Raw genomic sequence first — 19,541 nt, 5'->3', positions numbered from 1 at the left:
AATCTCCCGCCAGAGGCTGAGAGATTTTACTGTAGAATATTAATGTAAATCAGGCGTTCGTCTTATTAATAATGGCTGTTTGCTTGTTGGCCATAAGCCAGATGTCGTACAACAGGTCGGATTTGTCGGCATTTCCGGTGGCGGTGCCCGCGACCAAAGGCACTTCAGCCGGAATAGTCGCTTTGTCTACCTTCTGAACCTGCCAGCCAGTGAGGCCGGCGGCAGAAAGGAAATAGTTGGCCGATGTTCTGGTTGTTAATTGCGACGCTTCGTACAATGGCAACGCCCGTTGCCCTACCAGTGACAGATCTCCCAGCCAAACGTTCAGTAATTGCGGCAATTCATCGAGGCATGTTTTGCGTATGAACAAGCCAACTCTGCTTATAGTAGCGCCGTTCTTCTTTTTATCGGCATCCTGTATGATGGTGTTGAACTTATACAAATGAAAGATGCGGTACCCGCGGCCGGTTCGTAAAGTGGTATATAAAACCGGACCGCCCGTATCGAGTTTCATGGCCAATGCAATTAACAGCATAAGCGGTCCCAGTACTGCCAGCAGTGCAGAAGAGATCAGCAGATCGAGCCCTCTTTTCAGTACAGCACGGGCATCCGGATACGCGCGGAACGAGGTCTCTACCTTGCATGAAGCCGGTTCCTGCACCCATTTTTGTTTTATGTTTTTCAGGAAGTTCGTTTTCCGCAACAGCACTGGAGCGGTAAACTCGTTCAGGAACAACAGTTCATCAATAAACGTATATCGTTTAAAACGGGCTGATTCTTCCTTCGATAAACCAGTTGCTTCAACAATAAAAGGAATAGCTGCCATTATTTTATGCGCATAGATGAATTGGTGCAGTTCCACCAATTGCTCTGTTCCCAGCGTACCTTCCGCAATGATCATGTCGGGGATGGTAACTGAATCTGGGTTCTTCAATAACCGCTTTAAAGTAAAAATGGCGCTCTCCGCAGAAATGGTGGTATAACCGAATTCGAAGTATTCCTTAAGCTTTTCGATATTACGGGTTTGCGTACCGATATAAAAAAACTGCAATTTTTTAATATCGGTTGGTTCTGGTTCGGCTACTGGCAAACTATATCGTTTGTACTGCGCACGCGCGGTATTAATAATTTTCTTAGTGGGTAGAATTGTAACATCCATACACGAATATTTAATTGATCAATCCCGGTCATTAACCGGCTTTCACTGCATTCACTTCGAAACCGGTGCAACCCTGCTCATAACTCTTTGAACTGTTTCGTTTAATTCAAGCGGATTAAATGGCTTCGTATAATAATCTGAAATGCCATATTTAAGGCATTTTGCCGCAGTGACATCCTTGTCAAGCGACGATAATACAATCAGGGGAATATCCCGGTAAATAGCACTCGATGAAAATTCGGCAATCAGTTCCCAGTCCTGCACATCGGGCAACTGCGGGTCAACGATGATCAGGTCGGGCAAATTCTTTTTTGCCAGCCAGAACATGGCCGAACAGGCGTCGGGGGCGGTAACTACCTGGTAATCTTTGCCTAGCACCGTATGTAGTAAAAACCGGATCGCTTTGCTGTCTTCAATAGCCAGTATACATCTTCTCATTCTCGTACGTTAAAATGCTGAAAACAATAATAGTTTTCTTAAAGGGCACACGATGCATATGGTTCGCACAGGTATTGGAATACGGTTTCCTGGCCTATGGCAGCAGGAATCATATTACATTGTTGGCACAAAACGGCTTTACAGGATTGTTAGATTAACTTAATAGTGTTAACCAGTTTGAGGGGAATTTCTAAGGATTTGTGGTGTTGATAAGCTACAATCAGGTGAATCCTTACGGTTTTCAATGGATAGGTGAGATAAAAGTAATAACAAAACCTAATAAATCAAATACCCTCCAGTACGCACTAATTGCATGTACATAATTGCTTAGTTATAAGCTGTTCGCTAAGTGCCAATTACGTAACAGTTTGATTATAAGCAGTATTTATCCACATAAACTATTGTTGCAACGCTAATCGTATCTTGCTGATTAATAGTTATATAGTTCGGCATGTATTAGTAACATCTTAACACCATTTGAAGCCGGTGAAGCGTATTTTGCAAAACGCAAATGTGAAAATTGGAAAATGTGCAAATGTGCAAATTCAAGTACGCGGCGGGGAGGACAAAAATTGTAGGAATGTTGCATAGGACCATTAGCTAATTTTCGCATTTCCTAATTTGCACATTATAAATAAATCGCTATGAAGAAATATTTATTGGCCGCCTGTTTGTTTGCAATGTTCAGTACTGCGGCTGTAGCACAGGATGAACCTGAAGAAGAGCCTAAAGAGAAAGGTTTTGATAAAAGCAAACTGTTCTTTGGCGGTAATTTTGGTTTGGGCTTTGGTAATGTGTCTACCCTGGTAAATGTATCTCCGCAGATAGGTTACCGTTTTAATCGCTACCTGGCAGCCGGTACCGGGGTAAATTTTATTTATTCAAGCTTCAAATTCATAGGTTATAAGGAGCAGTTTGGCGTAGCCGGTCTCAATGTCTTTGGCCGCGTATATCCTATTGATTATCTCTTTCTTCAAATACAGCCCGAAGCGAATTACACCTGGGGCAAACAGCGATATGATGATGGTGCAGAGTATAAGCTCGATAAAAAGGTCGTTCCATCCCTGTTAGGCGGGGTAGGCGCTGCTATTCCTGCAGGCAGAGGCGCTTTTATTGTAACGGCTAATTACGATCTCTTACAAAATGAACGCAGTCCGTATGGCAGCCGCGCGTTCTTTAATTTTGGATATAATTTTGGATTCTAGGGAAAGTGAGTAGTAAATAGTGAGTAGCTAGTAGGAAAACGCAAAGTACATTAGGAGTCGCGAGTTGCGAATTAGGATGTTACTAGCCACTTACCACTAGCTACTAGCTTAGAATTTAAGCTATCCAATTTTATTAAAAATTTCCACCGGTGTTTCACAGAAGATGATTCTTTCTTCAAGCGATTCGTACAGGAAGCCTTCTTTTTTTAAATGTTGTAAATGCAGGCGGAGGTGATTGTAAAAGCCTTCGGTGTTTAACACGTATATTTTTTTGTCGTGTATTTTGAGTTGATTCCAGGTGAGCATTTCAAACAATTCATCCAGTGTGCCAAAGCCACCTGGCATTACAATGGCGGCATCGCACATTTCATACATCATCTTTTTTCGGGTATGCATATCTGGCACTACAAATAATTCGGTCAATCCTTCGTGCTGATGTTCCCATTCGGTAAGTATCTTGGGAATCACCCCCATAACCTTTCCGCCATGGGTCAGTACGGAATTGGCTATGGCGCCCATTAAACCAGCTTTTCCACCACCGTATACCATGCGCAGGTTCAGCAATGCGATCAGCTTGCCGAGTTCTGCCGCATGCTGTATATATAGAGGGCTTCGTCCGGTCTTAGATCCGCAAAAAACTACTACCGATTCAATCTTCATGCTCGCTGTTTTTATAATTGGCATTTATTGTGCATAAAAATGCCTGTTGGCCTCTAAGATAAATGGATTATCAGCAATAGTAAAACACAATTTTATTACCTTCAAACTTTCCCGAAACATTTTAATCTTCGTTATCTATGTCTGCATCCCTCTTGTTCTCATTTGTAATCGGTTATTTTGTTTTGTTGCTGGTTGTTGCATGGGTTACTTCCCGGAACTCAAACAACGATTCTTTTTTTATAGGTAACCGCAACTCTAACTGGATGTTGGTGGCATTTGGGATGGTGGGCACTTCGCTGAGCGGCGTAACCTTTGTTTCAGTACCGGGTACGGTAGGTGATTTTGCTGGTAGTGTGCATAAAGGTTTTGCGTATTTCCAGGTGGTGATCGGATATTTCTTTGGCTACCTGGTAGTGGCTTTCGTATTGTTGCCGCTGTATTACCGGCTGAACCTTACTTCTATTTACAATTACCTGCAGAAGCGGTTCGGGACCATAGCATATAAAACAGGTGCGTTGTTCTTTATTATTTCACGTACCGTTGGCGCTACCGCCCGCCTGTACCTGGTGATATTTGTGTTGCAGGAATTTATTTTGAAAAACTTTGGGGTCCCTTTCATTGTTACCGCGCTTATCATTCTTTTAATGATCTTATTGTATACGTTTGAAGGCGGTGTAAAAACAATAGTTTATACAGATACCCTGCAAACCACCCTGATGTTGGCCGGGCTGGTAGTAGCGATAGTATATATTCTGGGCAGCCTCAATTTATCAGTGGGCGAAGCTATGACTACCCTCACCAGCAAGGGATACACTAATATTTTTAATACGGATCCCTATAGCAGCGGATTTTTTCTGAAGCAGATCATAGGCGGGGCGTTTATTACCATCTCCATGTTTGGGCTCGACCAGGAAATGATGCAGAAGAATATCAGTGTGAAAACCCTTAAAGATTCTCAAAAGAACATGATCACCTTTAACCTGGTGAGCGCCGGCGTTAACTTTTTATTCTTATTACTAGGTGGTTTATTGTATTTGTATGCGTTGAACCATGGCGCAGAATACGCCCAGGTTACCAATGCCAATGGCGGTACACAATGGCAATTGCTGGCCGATAATAAGAACATCATGGGCGACGCTCTTTTTCCTACCATGGCTTTACAGTTGATGCCGCAGGCGATATCTATTATATTCATCATTGCATTGATCAGTGCATTGTTCCCCAGTGCAGATGGCGCGTTAACAGCATTGACCTCTTCTTTCTGCATTGATATGCTGGGATTAAAACGCCGTGCCGATCTTACAGAAAAGCAGCAAAAAAAGATCCGCTTAACGGTTCACCTGTCATTCACGGTTATCTTCCTGATTTGTATTATGATATTTTACGGGATCGGCGATCGTAGTATCATCGATAAAATCCTCACGCTGGCCGGGTATACTTACGGTCCGCTGTTGGGACTTTTTGCATTCGGTATATTGAGTAAAAGAACATTGCCGCAAACAAGCCTTATCACTATCATTTGCCTGGTGGCGCCTGTTATCTGTTATTTCCTCAGTCAGAATTCGGCGAAATGGTTTAACGGATACCAGATCGGGATTGAATTGCTTATCATTAATGGATTGCTGACATACCTTGGTTTATTAGGCATTTCAAAGAAACCTGCTGTTGCGCAAGAAAGTTTATAAGCTATATCGATATAAACAACGCCATTCCGCTTAAGTGGGATGGCGTTGTTTTTTATTGTGCGGGGGGCATTCATTGAATACAGATTGTTTATTGTTTAGCAGTTCACAAAAATTTTCATTTCCATATTTATATGTATGAAAACAAAAAAATAAATGGCTTATAAACTAAAACTTAAAATCGCTCGTTTAATAGCTACCAATGCAAATTACCGTTGTTGCGTAAACGAAGAAGTGTTCTGTATACAACTTGCAAAGTGACAGACAAAGAAACCGGGGTTACCAATAAAAATATTTACGATAGCTGGAGTGTTTAGTCTGAGGTCGGGAGGCCATTTTTTGAAGGTGAATGGATTTTCTGACTCCCGACCGATGGCTACACATCAGAGGTTTATGGTTTGTGGTTTGTTGTTTGTGGTTGTTACCGAGTTTTGTAAATCCTGCCTGTTTATTACATTTCACGTTTGCCGTTTCACGTCGCAACAAATACAGCCTAAGGCCACAAGCCTAAAGTTAAAAGGGAATACAGCTTCACTGTATAAACCCAAATTGTACAGGATTCTTTACTTGCATTCGACTTTGGCCTTCTGCTTTATGCCTTCTGCCTCTATGCCTTTATGACCTCACTCTGCCTATCTTTGTAAAAATCACCGACATTGGAAATCATCGATCCGCTGGCACAGGCGTATGCCGCACAGTTTTCATCACCAGAAGATGCTTTATTACAGGAATTGGCGGCCGCTACACAGGCTTCGCACCCCCATGCGCACATGTTAAGCGGTCATGTACAGGGTAAGTTTTTGGAAATGTTAAGCTGCCTGCTACAGCCCCGGCGTATCCTGGAGATAGGTACTTTTACCGGATATAGCGCCCTTTGCCTTGCTAAGGGGTTGTTAAAAGATGGAAAAATACATACAATTGAGCTTCGGGATGAGGATGCTTCTGTAGCGCAGGCAAATTTCAATAGGTCAATTGACGCAGGAAAGATAATTTTGCATGTGGGTAATGCGTTAAGCATTATCCCTGGGTTGAATGAAACCTGGGATATGGTGTTTATTGACGCGGATAAGGTAAATTATACCCAATATTACCAGTTGGTGTTGCCGCTGGTACGGCCAGGCGGCCTGATTGTAGCAGACAATGTGCTTTTTCGCGGTCAGGTGCTCCAGTCCCGCCCAGGCGGGATTACAGGTAAGAATGCAAAGGCCATTCAGGAGTTTAATGAATATGTGCAGCAAGATGCTAGTGTAGACAAGGTGCTGCTGACCATTCGGGACGGGTTATTAATGATTCGAAAAAAATAAAACAGGCAAACGTTGAAAAGATTACTGGTTGTATTATCAATTTTCGCAGTGCAGGGCCTGCAGGCACAGCGCAACAGCGATGTAATTGATTACATAAATACCTATAAGGAACTGGCCATTCGCGAAATGCAGCGCAGTGGCGTACCTGCTTCCATCACCCTGGCACAGGGTATTCATGAAAGTATGGCCGGCAAAAGCGACCTGGTGCAGCGGTCGAATAATCATTTTGGCATAAAATGCCGGGCCGAGTGGAAGGGAGAGAAAGTGTATCACGATGATGATGCCCGCGGCGAGTGCTTCAGAAGTTACACAAAGGCGGATGAATCGTATGTTGACCATTCCGATTTTCTGCGTAAAGGTCAGCGCTACGCTTTTTTGTTCGAATATGAACCTACCGATTACAACAAGTGGGCATACGGGTTAAAAAAAGCCGGTTATGCCACTAACCCCAGGTACCCGCAGATTATAATAAAATATATAGAAGATTACAACCTGCAACAGTATACGCTCATTGCTATGGGCAAATTATCGCCCCAGGATGAAATACTGGCTGGCGGCGGCAAGCCGGTGAGCATCGGTACCGGCGTAGCCATTCGGGAAATAAACCTGCCGGCTACGGCAAAGCCTGTTGTAGAATATCCGCTGGGACAATTTACAATCAACAGGACCAAGGTGATCTTTGCCAAAGCAGGCGCCTCCATGCTGGGCATTGCCAGGGAATATGATGTTTCGTTGAAGCATCTGCTTGATTTTAACGAACTGAGCGAAGAGGAGGATGATGATGTGCTGGCGCAGGACCAACTGATATTCCTGCAGCGCAAACGCAAATCAGGGGAGGGAGAGTTTCATGAAGTAAAACCCGGCGAAACGCTGTACGACATCAGCCAGAGCGAGGGCATTCGCCTCGAAAGCCTCATTGTTTACAACCATTTGCAGGAACAGGGCGAACCGGCCACAGGCGAGAAATTATACCTGCAGTCAAAAGCGCCCGAAAGACCAAAACTGGCAAAAGAGGTAGTGGTGGAAGCGCCTAAACCGCCGGTAGTAACACCAGACCAGATCACCCCTGCCAATTCATCGGCGGTAACAGCAAGCCTGCATATCGTTCGTGAAAAAGAAACTTTGTATAGTATTGCGAAAAAATATAGTATTACAGTAGAACAACTCAGAGACTGGAATAAACTGGCTGGTAATGGTTTGAAGACCGGACAGGAACTGGTTATTTACAAAAACTGACTTATGGGCGATATTCGCGTACACGACAAACAATTTGAACCATACATTAGTGCTGCCGCGATTGCTGATCGAATAAAAGAGATTGCCGGTAACCTGAATAAAGATTATGCCGGTAAAAAGCCATTGTTCATAGCGATTTTGAATGGCTCTTTTATGTTTGCGGCCGATCTGTATAAGGAGCTTACGATTGATGCGGAAGTTTGTTTTATTAAGCTGGCTTCTTATAAAGGAACAAAATCAACCGGTCATGTAATTACTGCTATTGGTCTCGATATGGACCTGTTTGGCCGGGATGTGATTATAGTCGAAGATATTGTAGATACAGGTAAAACACTCAGCGAATTTTTGCCACAACTACGGCATCAGCAACCTGCCTCTTTAAAAATCGTAGCGTTGCTGCACAAACCCGAAGCAACGGTATTTCCCATTACCATTGATTACCTTGGATTTTCTATCCCAAACAAATTTGTTGTTGGGTATGGCCTGGACTATGATGGACTGGGTAGAAATATTCCGGAAATTTTTAAGTTGATTGAATAGGAGTTGAAATGGTAGTAAGTTAGTGCTGTTAACGAGTTGGCCCGACTCGTAGTGGGCAGGCGTGTTAACCTGTAAACTGCTGTAATTTTCATCAATATATTGAAATCTGCTGCTGCCATATTAACCTCTTTCCTGTTTATAATATCCGCGCATGCTCAATATTATTTGCGCGGCGAGGTCAGGGACGAAAAGAATAATCTTCTGTCGAATGCACGCATCGTGCTTCACTCAACCAATTATATTTATTCATCAGGAAGCAGCGGATCGTTTGGGATAATGACCACCAAACGGATCGATTCCATTACCATTTCCCTGGATGGCTATCAGTCACTTTCCGTTAAACTGGAAACCGCCAAATATCACTCCCTTGTTTTAAAAACATTATTTACCTCAGCCAACCTGCAAAAGAACCGGCTGCTTTCATTTACCAGGAATTTAAAACCTGGCGAAAGACGCAACTGGACGGTAGGTACCGAAACGTATAATTCTTTATTGGAGAATGATTTTGTTCAGGCAGATAAATATCCCGAAACCGGATTTTCTATCAATACCGATAAGGCATCGTACAGCAATGTGCGCCGTTTTTTGAATATGAATACAACGGTGCCGCCCGATGCGGTGCGTACAGAAGAGTTGCTGAATTATTTCAGTTTTAAATACCTTGCGCCTCCCCGCGATAGCATATTTGGTTTTCATTCATATGTAACGGAATGCCCTTGGAATAAAACCAACCAGTTGCTCAGCCTGCACATTTCAGCACGAAAACTGGATCCCGAAAAAATACCACCCAGCAATCTTGTCTTTCTGATAGATGTTTCCGGTTCCATGGATATGCCTAACCGTTTGCCTTTGCTGAAATCGGCCTTTACCTTACTGGTGAATAACCTGCGCGATAAGGATACCATTTCTATTGTTGTATATGGAAGCACCATCGGCGTTTGGCTGCAGCCTACATCGGGCAAGGAAAAAGAAAAGATCCGCAAATCTATCGAGGAGCTATACCCGGGCGGTTCAACACCTGGCGAATCGGGCATCAGAACGGCATATACTGTCGCTAAAAGTCAGTTCATAAAGGGCGGCAATAACCGCGTGATCCTGGCTACTGATGGCGATTTTAATGTGGGACAAACGAGCGATGATGAATTGGAAAAGTTGATCACACTACATCAGCAATCGGGCATCTATTTAACCTGCCTGGGCGTAGGTATGGGCAATTATAAAGATTCGAAACTGGAAGTGCTGGCGAAAAAAGGGAATGGCAACTTCGCTTACCTCGATAATGAACGCGAAGCAGAAAAAGTATTGGTGAAAGAATTGACCCAAACATTGTACAGCGTAGCCGATAATGCGTTCCTGAATATTGAATTTAATCCCGACGTGGTAAAACAATACCGTTTAATTGGTTTTGATAACAAGTGGAAGGCCCTGGTTGACTCAGTGAATGACCTCGATGGGGGAGAAGTAGGGTCGGGGCACTCCATGATTGCCTTGTTTGAAATAGACCCCGTTTTTACGGCAGGATTGCCGGCCGCCAACAATGCTAACCTGGCTAAGATCAACGTACGATATAAGCTGCCTAACGATACCTTACAACGTATTACCTCATATCGTTGTTTATATGCGGTTACGCCATTTAATAGTTTGCCATCAACCTACCGGTTTGCATCTTCGGTGGCGATGTTTGCCGCATTGTTGAAAGATTCAAAGTATGCCCGCACTTATAGCTGGAGTGAGGTAATAAAGCTGGCTTCCGAATCAGCAGATGAGCAGGATGCCATTCAACAGGAGTTTATTACCAATATTGAAAAGGCGAAGAAGATATATGGGAGGGAGCGGAAACGGAAGAAATCAAATTGAAAATTGGAAAATTAGAAAATGTGCAAATGCTTTTGCGCGGCCTTCACGTATGATGACGTGTTAGAAATAATCAGTTGGCTGCACAGGAATGGCATTTGCACATTCGTATTACGAAAACATCTCTCTCACTTTATCAAAAAAGCTTTTATCAGATTTTTCAGGTTGTGGTTTGAAGTTGGGTGAATTGTTCAATTTCTCCAGCATGGCTTTCTCTTCTGGGGAAACCTGCTGAGGCGTCCACACGTTCACATAAATAAGCTGGTCGCCTTTTTCGTAAGAGTTCACGCCAGGGAAACCTTTTCCTTTCAGCCGGAATATTTTTCCGCTCTGGGTACCTGGCGGTATTTTGATCTTGGCCCGGCCGTCGATGGTAGGTACTTCAACCGAGGTGCCGAAGCACGCATCGGGGAACGTAATATGCAGTTCATACGCCACATTCAACCCGTCACGATGCAATTCTTTATGTTGTTCTTCTTCAATTAAAACGATCAGGTCGCCGGGAGGTCCGCCGCGTTCACCGGCATTACCCCTGCCACCCAGGCTCAGTTGCATGCCTTCTCCTACACCGGCAGGAATATCGAGCGTAACGGTTTCTTCGCCATACACCCTTCCTTCTCCTTTACACGAACCACATTTTGCGGTTACTACCGAACCTTCACCATTACAGGTAGGACAGGTAGTTACCGTTTGCATTTGACCCAGGAATGTATTGGAAACTTTGCGAACCTGCCCGCTACCGCCGCAGGTGCCACAGGTTTGAACGCTTCCTTTATCTTTAGCGCCGCTGCCATGACAGGTATTACAGGGCACATGTTTTTTTACTTTAACCTGTTTGGTTACGCCTTTGGCGATTTCCTCGTAGGTCAATTTAATTTTTATGCGCAGGTTGCTGCCGCGTACACCGCGCATCCGCTGACCACCTCTTCTGCCGCCGCCGCCACCAAAAAAGCTACCGAAAATATCATCACCGAAAATATCACCGAACTGGCTGAAGATATCTTCCATATTGGCATTGCCGCCACCAAAGCCCCGGCCATTGCCTTGTACACCAGCATGTCCAAAGCGATCATATTGCGCGCGCTTGTCGGCATCGCTCAATACTTCATATGCTTCATAGGCTTCCTTGAATTTTTCTTCGGCGGTTTTATCGCCAGGGTTCCGGTCGGGGTGAAATTGCATGGCTGCCTTACGATAAGCCTTTTTAATTTCATCCGGCGATGCACCTTTTGCAACCCCTAATATTTCGTAATAATCTCTTTTAGACATTTTAATAATTTGAAAATTTGAAGATTTGAAAATTAGATAACGGGTTGCTGTTTTTTGAAAAGGCTGATAAAACTTCAAGCCTTCTTAATCCGGCAACGCCCATTTTCAAATTTTCAAATTGGCACCTTATCACCTTAGCATTATTTGCCCACAACCACTTTGGCAAACCGGATGATCTTATCATTCATATAATACCCTTTTTGCACTTCATCTATCACCTTGCCTTTCATCTCTTCACTGGGGGCTGGTATTTCGGTAATGGCCTCGTGCTGATCGGGATTGAAATCGGTGCCAATGGTTTGCATGGGTTTTACGCCCTTGCTCTGCATGGTACTTCTTAATTTATTAAACACCAGTTGAATACCCTCTTTCAATGGGGCGTCCTCGCTGGCTTGTAATTGTTTTTCGGCACGGTCGCAATCGTCCAGCACATCGAGCAGGGCGGTAACCACCTCTTTACCGGCTGTTTGGATCATTTCAATCCGTTCTTTGGCAGTACGTCTTCTAAAGTTTTCAAACTCAGCTACCTGCCGCAGGTATTTATCTTTCAGCTCCGCAATCTCTCCTTTAAGCTTCTCCACTTCATCTTCATTGGCAACCGGTTCGTTAAGATGCGAAGTTCCACTGATACTTTCATCGGTATTGATATCCATTGCATTGGTACCGTTTTCACGGTTCACGGTGTTTTTTTCATTATCTGCCATAACTATCGCTTACGTGTTTTTGTCGCTTTCTAAAACTGAAATAATGACGGTCAAAACCGTCCCGGTAAGGCCGGGATTGGGCTTTTTGCGTCTTGACAGGCGCTGCCACTGCGGGCGGCCGCGCAAATTACCATTTTTCACTGGTAAAGCTATACTTGTCAATTATTTTGCCAGTGAACCCGGGTAAGCCAAATTGTCTTATTTACAGCCGATTAATGGCGGAAAAGTCAGGGAGAACCAAATCCCAAATCACAAAAACCAGCCAGGGAGCCAGAAACAGGGAGGAAGGGCAAGAAAGGAAAAGTAAAGAAGGTATTGCTGATTTGGGAATTTAGAGATTTTGGGATTTCTAAACCAATAGCAAGAACCAAAAAGCAAATCAAAGTTCCAGGAAGCAAGGCGCCAGGTTCCAAGGGCAAAGTATTAAATCGCAAGAGCCAATTTCAAAAACAAATCTCAATAATCAATAATGAATCTGCAATCCCCAATCCCAAAATCTCAAAATATAGCACAATGATCCTTTAACAATTAGTAGCCATTTTTTTACTGCTGGCAGCTATTACTGCAAGACCTTTCTCAAAAAAAGATATATTTAGTTGACGGTCTTTGAGATAAAAAAACTTATTGATCTCCGTTACGTTATACTTTTTGTTGATCAGATTAATTATCAGCAGATAAGATATATAAAAAATAAAAGACCATTAAGTAATTCTAACGGTGTATCAAAAACGTGAATTTTAATTCAATGAACTTCGATTAATCGCTTAATTTAGTAAGCACGTATTCACAACCAAACATTTCACAAAAATTAATTTTATGTCCTCAAAGCTAACTGTTAGGTTGTGGCTAGCCATACTATTGCTATTACCTGCCACAACGATCCTTGCTCAGCAAAAAAATGTTACCGGAAAAGTAACGGACAGCAACAATCAGCCCATTACAGGTGCTACCGTATCGGTAAAAGGTTCAAATGTTGCTACACAAACCAACCCGGAAGGTTTCTTCTCTATCATTGTTCCCAATTCATCTTCCGTACTGGTGATCTCTTCGGTAGGCTACGAATCAAGGGAGTTAGCAGTTGGCAATAATGCCACGCTAAACGTTTCATTAAAAACTGCCACTTCCAATTTAAATGAAGTAGTTATCACCGGTTATACAGCCCAGCGGAAAAAGGATATTACCGGTTCCGTGGCTGTGGTAGAAGTTGATAACATGCGGCAGATCCCTACCGGTACGCCTGAAAAAGCTTTACAGGGACAGGCTGCCGGTGTAACCATCGTTACATCGGGCATGCCGGGCAGCAACAGTAACATCAGGGTTCGTGGTATCACATCAGTTGGGTCAACCGATCCGCTGGTGATCATTGATGGTACACAAGGCAACATGCACGACCTGAACGTGAACGACATTGAATCTATTCAGGTATTAAAAGATGCGGGTGCTGCCGCCATTTACGGGGTACGTGGTTCAAATGGCGTAATTGTCGTAACCACCAGGCGTGGCCGTACGGGTAAAGTACGCGTAAACTACGATGCTTACTATGGCACCCAGCGGCCATTGAAAGACGGGTTTAATATTGCCAACACCCAGGAAACAGCCAATGCCATTCAACAGGGTTATATCAACAGCGGCTTAACGCCCGGGCACAAACAACTGGGTACCGGCCCAACACCTGTAATTCCCGATTACATCAGGCCAACAGCCGCCATGGAAGGTGATCCGAACACCGCCCCTTCAACGTACAAACTGTACGATAACCAGATCACCAAAACCAACAAGCAGGGCACCGACTGGTTTCATGAGGTGTTTAAACCGGCGCCTATTACCAGTCATAACCTGTCGGTATCATCGGGTTCCGACAGATCGACTTTCTTTTTATCGCTGAATTATTTTAATCAACAGGGCACGTTGATTGAAACTTATTTAAAAAGATACTCAGCCAGGATCAACACTACCTTTAATATGGGCAATAAGGTGCGCATTGGTGAGAATGCCTACATTTTCTACCGGCAAAACCCGGGTTTAACAAACGGCAACCAGGATGAAGGCAATCCCATATCGCATAGCTATCGCGAAAGCCCGCTTATTCCTGTGTATGACATCATGGGCAATTTTGCCGGCACCGGCTCGCAGGGATTGGGAAATGCACAAAACCCGGTAGCCAACCTGAAGCGGACTTCCAATAATAAAGACAACGACTGGCAGGTACAGGGTAACGTGTTTGCAGAGGTGGATGTGCTCAAGCACTTTACTGCGCGTACCAGTTTCGGTGGTTTCTTCGATAACCATTACTGGAACGTTTTCTCTTACACTTCTTATGAAAACGCGGAGAATAATAAAAATCCCAATAGCTTCACCGAGTTTACGATGTATAATAGTAGCTGGACGTGGACAAATACTTTGACCTATAACAACACCTGGGGCAATCATAACCTTAAAGTGTTGGCAGGAACCGAAGCTATTCAAAACTACCAGCGCGGATTTTTTGGGCAACGCACCAATTACCCGGTCACCAATGCCGGTAACCTTACTATAAATCCCAGTTTGTGGACTTTATTGTTCGGTCCGCCCCGCGGTCAGGTAACAGGTAACCTCAGTATCAATAACGGGATCGGCATAGATGGTAATAATCCGCCCACACCTGTACAAACGTCGTTGTATTCACAGTTTGGCCGGTTCGATTACAATTATGATGATAAATACCTGTTGAGCGGTACGCTACGCCGTGATGGTTCTTCGGTGTTCGACAATAGTCAGCGCTGGGGTGTATTCCCGAGTGTAACAGCAGGCTGGCGTATCTCACGCGAAAACTTCTTTGGAAAAATAGGCTGGCTGAGTGAACTGAAATTGCGTGGAGGCTGGGGTAAACTGGGGTCAATCAGTAACATCAACCCAACGAATGCGTTTGACCTGTACAACCAACTGGCGGCTAGTTCTTATTATGATATCACTGGCTCTAATAATTCTTCTGTATTGGGGATTTTTGCCAGTCAGAACGGTAACAAAGCCACCACCTGGGAAGAAGACATCATTACTAACGTAGGCTTTGATGCGGTGTTGCTGAATAACAAGTTGACATTCTCATTTGAATGGTATAAAAAAGCCATCAGCGGATTGTTGTTCCGTCCGCTGGCGCCTGCAACCGGTGGCGGTGCTACAGCCGCATTTGTGAATGCGGGTAATATTCAGAATACCGGTGTTGATATTGCGGCTACTTATCACGGTAATATAGATGAATTCAAATTCGATGTTACGGGAACTTTTACCTCCTATAAGAACCAGGTGAAAAGTTTGCCAGATGGTATCAAGTATTATGACCAGGTGAGTACCGGTTCCGATCGCATTGGCGCTTTCAGCCGCTTGCAACCGGGGCAGGCCCTGGGTGCGTTTTTTGGTTACAGGATGTTGGGGCTGTTCCAAAGTGATGATGATGTAAACAAATCGCCCACACAGGAAGCCGCAGCGCCAGGCCGCATGAAATTTCAGGATGCCAATGGCGATGGAAAGATCGATGCCGATGACCGCGTGTTCTTCGGTAATCCAAACCCGAAATTCACTGCAGGCTTAAACATCGACGCTTCTTACAAAGGCTTTGATTTCTCTGCTTTCTTTTATGCATCTGTAGGTAACGATGCGATCAACTATGTTCGTTACTGGACCGATTTTCCGCAGGTATTTGACGGCGCATTAAGTAAAGATGCAGCCAATAACTCGTGGACGCCTACCAGGCTGAATGCCAAAGTGCCGCGGCTTGAACGTGGCGCTAACTTCAGCACCACTACCCAATTCAGTTCGTATTTTCTGGAAGATGGTTCCTTCTTACGTTGCAAATCGATGGTGCTAGGTTACAATATTCCAATGACCCGCATCAAAAAGCTGGGCATCGAACGGTTCAGGGTATATGTGCAGGCTGCTAACCTGTTCACCATTACAAAATATACCGGCCTCGACCCGGAGTTAACCACTTCTAACCTGCGCGACAATACGAATTTCGGGATCGACTTTGGTAACTATCCATCTAATCAGAAGAACTATAACATAGGTGTGAACGTATCTTTTTAACACTGAAATCAAAGCAAAATGAAACAAAATCCTTTTCAATATAGATTTACAACGGCCATTTCTCTGATGTTGCTGTTGCTGGTAATGTCGTGCAGTAAAAACTTTCTTAATAAAGAACCATTAGGTTCCTTCAGTCCCGATCAATTGGCAAACGCGGCTGGTGCAAACGGACTACTCATTGGTGCTTATCATATGATAGGAGGCATGGGTGGGGCCGCTGGTAACAACTGGGCTTCCGGTCCTTCCAACTGGGTATTTGGCAGTGTGGCTGGCGGTGATTCCTATAAAGGGTCCACGCCAAGCGATCAGGGCGATATTGTACAAATAGAAACCTGGGCTTACAATACCAACAATCCATATTTTAATCAAAAATGGCAGGCATTGTACGATGGTGTGCAACGCGCCAATGAAGTATTGCGTGTATTGCCTAAGGTTACAGATATGACGGATGCTGAGAAAAAAGTATTGGAAGGGGAAGCGCGTTTTTTGCGGGGGCATTTTCATTTTGAAGCGAAGAAATTGTGGAACAATGTGCCCTATGTAGATGAAACCATCTTCACTGCTGCAAAGAATACCAATGTGCCGAATATAGATGACGCGGGTAATTTTATTAATATCTGGCCAAAGATAGAAGCCGATCTGCAGTTTGCCGTAGCGAACCTGCCGGTAACTCAATCACAGGTGGGAAGGGTTAACAGATCGGCCGCTATTGTTTACCTGGGTAAAATATACCTGTATCAACATAAATTTGCGCAGGCAAAAGAGCAGTTCGATAAGATCATTCCTGCTGCATATGGTGGTGCAGGTAATGGCGTAACCACTGGCGGCAAGGAATATAAACTGGTGAATTTCCAGGATAATTTTAACGCGGCTACAGATAACAGTGCCGAATCCATCTTTGCCTACCAGGCTTCAGTAAATGATGGTTCAGGAACCAATGGTAACCATGGCGATGCCCTGAACCTGCCTAATAGTGCCGGTCCTGGCGGTTGTTGTGGTTTTAACAACCCAACTATGTCATTGGCCAATTCTTACAAGACCGATGCTAATGGATTGCCGCAGTTCGATACTTATAACAGCGCACCGAATGTAAGTGATCCTGCAGGGCCGTATACCGGTACGCTCGATCCGCGGATAGACCTGACCATGGGGCGTCCCGGTATTCCATATTTTGACTGGGGCCCAACACCTGCCAATACCTGGATTCGTGACCCGGCCACCAATGGCTATTTCAGTCCAAAGAAAAATGCATATGCGAAAGTGCAACAGGACCTGTTATCATCAACAGAAACCAGCTTTTGGGGACCCACTCAAATTACTGCCAATAACATAAACATTATTCGTTTTGCCGATGTATTGTTATGGGCAGCGGAGTGTGAAGTAGAAGTGGGGAGTGCAGGAAAAGCGCTTTCATATGTGAACTTTATTCGTGCACGGGCGGCAGATACCACTGGCTGGGTTTACAAAAGCAGCGAATATGATGCCGGTAGCGGAAAGTATATTACCAGAAACACAGCGGCTGATAAATATAAGATCGGTCAATATCCGGCGGGCGCATTTGCCAGTAAAGATTACGCGCTGAAAGCAATACGGTTTGAAAGAAAACTGGAACTGGCCATGGAAGGGCACCGCTTCTTTGACCTGGCCCGTTGGGACAATGGCACAGGAACCGTGATGGCGCCAGAACTGAATTCTTTTGCAACAGCAGAAAAACAACGCCCCACCATTTTCAACATCAACCAGTCGGCCACATTCACCGCTAAAAAGAATGAATACTATCCGATACCACAAACGCAGATTGATATACAGAACGCTACCGGAAAAGTGAATTTGAAACAGAATGCAGGTTATTAATTGGAATATAACAGATTTTGTAATTGACTGTAATGATCAATAGTCAATTGCCAGTAGTAAGTGGTTAGTAGCTGGTGGGAGAGCATTTTATATGGCTTTCCTGCTCGCCACTAGCTACTTGCTACTCTTTTTTGAAGTAATAAACGTTGTCTGTTTCTTTTATTTGCAATGTTCCTTTTTCGGGATTGAACTCAAGGAAAGTGCCGGTTTTAGCGTTCATAAAATAATTGGTATCTATTGGTGCTGTTTCCATTGATCTTCCTGCAGCGTTAATGATCAGCTTAGTATCCTGCTTTTTGCAGGTCACTTTAAAAGGCAGGTCGCGGGAAGAATATTCTCCCAGGTATTTATCAATGTCTTCACTTTGCAAAGAGATAGGTTTCGAGAAGGGAATAGTGTAATTATTATTGAAGCAGATCTTCAATATCCCATTCAGGATATCAATTCTGGGGTATACAATTCCATTAGTGATGTAGCATACTGCCAGCTTCTTTTCAGGATAATATCTTAATGCCGAATAAAACTCTTCTATTCTTCCATTATGCCCATACCCCGTTGTTGTATTGAAATTATAGGGGAACATGCCCATGCCATAGTCGTCGATCATTGTTTTCATCTTGCTCAGGCTGGCCTCGCTTATGAGTTTACCGGTAAATAATTTTTGTATAAATACAATCAAATCACCGGGGGTTGACACAATTGAGCCTGCACCACTATGAATACTTGGGTCCGTTTCTTTTTCTTTCTTCCATATGCTGTCTACATATTTGTAAGAACTGCTTTCATTTCTGCCAATAGCAGTTGGCTTTCCATAATACGTATTGGTTAATCTGAGTTTTGAAATGATCCTTTTCTTTAGTGCTGCTGCATAGGGCAACCGGTCAACTTTCTCAATAATATAACTCAGCAAAAGATAATTTGAATTACAGTAGTCTGCCCTGGTGCCGGGGTCAAAGTCGGCGCCCTTGCTGGCAATTATTTGCAGCAGTTCATCATGCGTTTTAGGCTTATCAAACCAATCAGGAAAATTGGTGCCCACAGTATAATTATGAAGGCCGCTTCTGTGATTAAGCAGGTCTTTTATAGTTATCTTCTCTGCGTTTGGTAATTGAGGAAAGTAAGTAGCCAGTTTTTCGGTAAGGCTTAATTTCCCTTCATCAATTAGTTGAAAGATCATTACGGCAGTAAACATTTTCGATACTGAACCGATCCGGTATTTTGTATGGATGCCAGGCGTGATCTTTTTATTGCTGTCGAGCGTGGCAAAGCCAATGGCTCTTTGATAAACTGTTTTACCATTTTCTGATATGGCGATGCTACCTGTTGCCAGGCCGCGATTCTGTAACATATCAAACAGGCTGTCTAATTTTTTAGTATTACATGTTTGTGAAAAAGAAGGGGAAAGTAGAAATGCTGCAAGTGAAAGGGTCAAAAAAAATGATTTCATTGTTGTTCTTTGCCGGTTCCTGTCAAAATTGTTTAATGGAATGTAAAATAGGAGCAGACGTTTTCTGTCTAATCGTAGTTAATTGCAATATAAAGGAACAATTCAAATTATTATCCCAAAGAAATGT

The 19,541-nt window shown here is 43.8% G+C and carries 14 protein-coding genes; 8 read left to right on the top strand and 6 right to left on the bottom strand.

Features of this window, described 5'->3' with window-relative positions:
• Positions 1-49: 49 nt before the first annotated feature.
• The gene (locus FAM09_RS25355; protein ID WP_136579969.1) at positions 50-1,159 is read right to left on the bottom strand and encodes a sugar transferase; all 1,110 of its coding nucleotides are present in this window, start codon (positions 1,157-1,159) and stop codon (positions 50-52) included.
• Positions 1,160-1,210: 51 nt separating this feature from the next.
• Complete coding sequence (locus FAM09_RS25350) at positions 1,211-1,597, bottom strand: response regulator (protein ID WP_136579968.1); 387 nt, start codon at positions 1,595-1,597, stop codon at positions 1,211-1,213.
• A 644-nt stretch (positions 1,598-2,241) separates the two neighbouring features.
• On the opposite strand from FAM09_RS25350, the gene FAM09_RS25345 reads away from it, so the two are divergent.
• The gene (locus FAM09_RS25345) at positions 2,242-2,802 is read left to right on the top strand and encodes a hypothetical protein (protein ID WP_136579967.1); all 561 of its coding nucleotides are present in this window, start codon (positions 2,242-2,244) and stop codon (positions 2,800-2,802) included.
• 120 nt (positions 2,803-2,922) lie between these two features.
• On the opposite strand, the gene FAM09_RS25340 is transcribed toward FAM09_RS25345, so the two are convergent.
• Entirely contained in the window at positions 2,923-3,462 is a 540-nt protein-coding gene (locus FAM09_RS25340) for an LOG family protein (RefSeq protein ID WP_243751779.1), read from the bottom strand.
• Positions 3,463-3,599: 137 nt separating this feature from the next.
• On the opposite strand from FAM09_RS25340, the gene FAM09_RS25335 reads away from it, so the two are divergent.
• The 5 genes from FAM09_RS25335 (at position 3,600) to FAM09_RS25315 (ending at position 10,081) form a co-directional block, all read left to right on the top strand.
• On the top strand, positions 3,600-5,147 hold the full coding sequence (locus FAM09_RS25335; RefSeq protein ID WP_136579965.1) for a sodium:solute symporter: 1,548 nt from the start codon (positions 3,600-3,602) through the stop codon (positions 5,145-5,147).
• Between the two features lie 653 nt (positions 5,148-5,800).
• The gene (locus FAM09_RS25330; RefSeq protein ID WP_136579964.1) at positions 5,801-6,448 is read left to right on the top strand and encodes an O-methyltransferase; all 648 of its coding nucleotides are present in this window, start codon (positions 5,801-5,803) and stop codon (positions 6,446-6,448) included.
• 12 nt (positions 6,449-6,460) lie between these two features.
• Complete coding sequence (locus tag FAM09_RS25325; RefSeq protein WP_136579963.1) at positions 6,461-7,684, top strand: glucosaminidase domain-containing protein; 1,224 nt, start codon at positions 6,461-6,463, stop codon at positions 7,682-7,684.
• 3 nt (positions 7,685-7,687) lie between these two features.
• Positions 7,688-8,224: a hypoxanthine phosphoribosyltransferase gene (gene hpt, locus FAM09_RS25320; RefSeq protein ID WP_136579962.1), complete on the top strand. Its 537-nt coding sequence runs from the start codon at positions 7,688-7,690 to the stop codon at positions 8,222-8,224.
• A 99-nt stretch (positions 8,225-8,323) separates the two neighbouring features.
• Complete coding sequence (locus tag FAM09_RS25315) at positions 8,324-10,081, top strand: vWA domain-containing protein (protein WP_136579961.1); 1,758 nt, start codon at positions 8,324-8,326, stop codon at positions 10,079-10,081.
• 108 nt (positions 10,082-10,189) lie between these two features.
• Here the strand turns inward: FAM09_RS25315 and dnaJ are convergent, their stop codons facing one another.
• Together dnaJ and FAM09_RS25305 are read right to left on the bottom strand one after the other, a co-directional pair.
• Positions 10,190-11,347 (bottom strand): molecular chaperone DnaJ, encoded by a 1,158-nt coding sequence (gene dnaJ, locus FAM09_RS25310; RefSeq protein WP_136579960.1) that lies wholly within the window; start codon positions 11,345-11,347, stop codon positions 10,190-10,192.
• Positions 11,348-11,487: 140 nt separating this feature from the next.
• Positions 11,488-12,051: a nucleotide exchange factor GrpE gene (locus FAM09_RS25305; RefSeq protein WP_136579959.1), complete on the bottom strand. Its 564-nt coding sequence runs from the start codon at positions 12,049-12,051 to the stop codon at positions 11,488-11,490.
• A gap of 816 nt (positions 12,052-12,867) precedes the next feature.
• On the opposite strand from FAM09_RS25305, the gene FAM09_RS25300 reads away from it, so the two are divergent.
• A complete protein-coding gene (locus tag FAM09_RS25300) occupies positions 12,868-16,113 on the top strand; it encodes a SusC/RagA family TonB-linked outer membrane protein (protein WP_136579958.1) in 3,246 nt (1,081 codons plus the stop codon).
• Between the two features lie 18 nt (positions 16,114-16,131).
• Complete coding sequence (locus FAM09_RS25295; RefSeq protein ID WP_136579957.1) at positions 16,132-17,967, top strand: RagB/SusD family nutrient uptake outer membrane protein; 1,836 nt, start codon at positions 16,132-16,134, stop codon at positions 17,965-17,967.
• A gap of 121 nt (positions 17,968-18,088) precedes the next feature.
• On the opposite strand, the gene FAM09_RS25290 is transcribed toward FAM09_RS25295, so the two are convergent.
• Entirely contained in the window at positions 18,089-19,414 is a 1,326-nt protein-coding gene (locus FAM09_RS25290; RefSeq protein ID WP_136579956.1) for a serine hydrolase domain-containing protein, read from the bottom strand.
• Positions 19,415-19,541: the final 127 nt, after the last annotated feature.

Source organism: Niastella caeni, assembly GCF_004834005.1.
In the GTDB taxonomy this organism is placed as follows: domain Bacteria; phylum Bacteroidota; class Bacteroidia; order Chitinophagales; family Chitinophagaceae; genus Niastella; species Niastella caeni.
The sequence above is the reverse complement of the archived record's forward strand: the minus strand, read 5'-3'. Positions and strand labels throughout refer to the sequence as shown.

Bases quoted from the DNA above. Each gene is read 5' to 3' on its own strand.
- hpt (WP_136579962.1), top strand. From the start codon at position 7,688: ATGGGCGATATTCGCGTACACGACAAACAATTTGAACCATACATTAGT.
- FAM09_RS25345 (WP_136579967.1), top strand. From the start codon at position 2,242: ATGAAGAAATATTTATTGGCCGCCTGTTTGTTTGCAATGTTCAGTACT.
- FAM09_RS25335 (WP_136579965.1), top strand. From the start codon at position 3,600: ATGTCTGCATCCCTCTTGTTCTCATTTGTAATCGGTTATTTTGTTTTG.
- dnaJ (WP_136579960.1), bottom strand. From the start codon at position 11,347: ATGTCTAAAAGAGATTATTACGAAATATTAGGGGTTGCAAAAGGTGCA.
- FAM09_RS25300 (WP_136579958.1), top strand. From the start codon at position 12,868: ATGTCCTCAAAGCTAACTGTTAGGTTGTGGCTAGCCATACTATTGCTA.
- FAM09_RS25305 (WP_136579959.1), bottom strand. From the start codon at position 12,051: ATGGCAGATAATGAAAAAAACACCGTGAACCGTGAAAACGGTACCAAT.
- FAM09_RS25340 (WP_243751779.1), bottom strand. From the start codon at position 3,462: ATGAAGATTGAATCGGTAGTAGTTTTTTGCGGATCTAAGACCGGACGA.
- FAM09_RS25355 (WP_136579969.1), bottom strand. From the start codon at position 1,159: ATGGATGTTACAATTCTACCCACTAAGAAAATTATTAATACCGCGCGT.
- FAM09_RS25290 (WP_136579956.1), bottom strand. From the start codon at position 19,414: ATGAAATCATTTTTTTTGACCCTTTCACTTGCAGCATTTCTACTTTCC.
- FAM09_RS25350 (WP_136579968.1), bottom strand. From the start codon at position 1,597: ATGAGAAGATGTATACTGGCTATTGAAGACAGCAAAGCGATCCGGTTT.
- FAM09_RS25295 (WP_136579957.1), top strand. From the start codon at position 16,132: ATGAAACAAAATCCTTTTCAATATAGATTTACAACGGCCATTTCTCTG.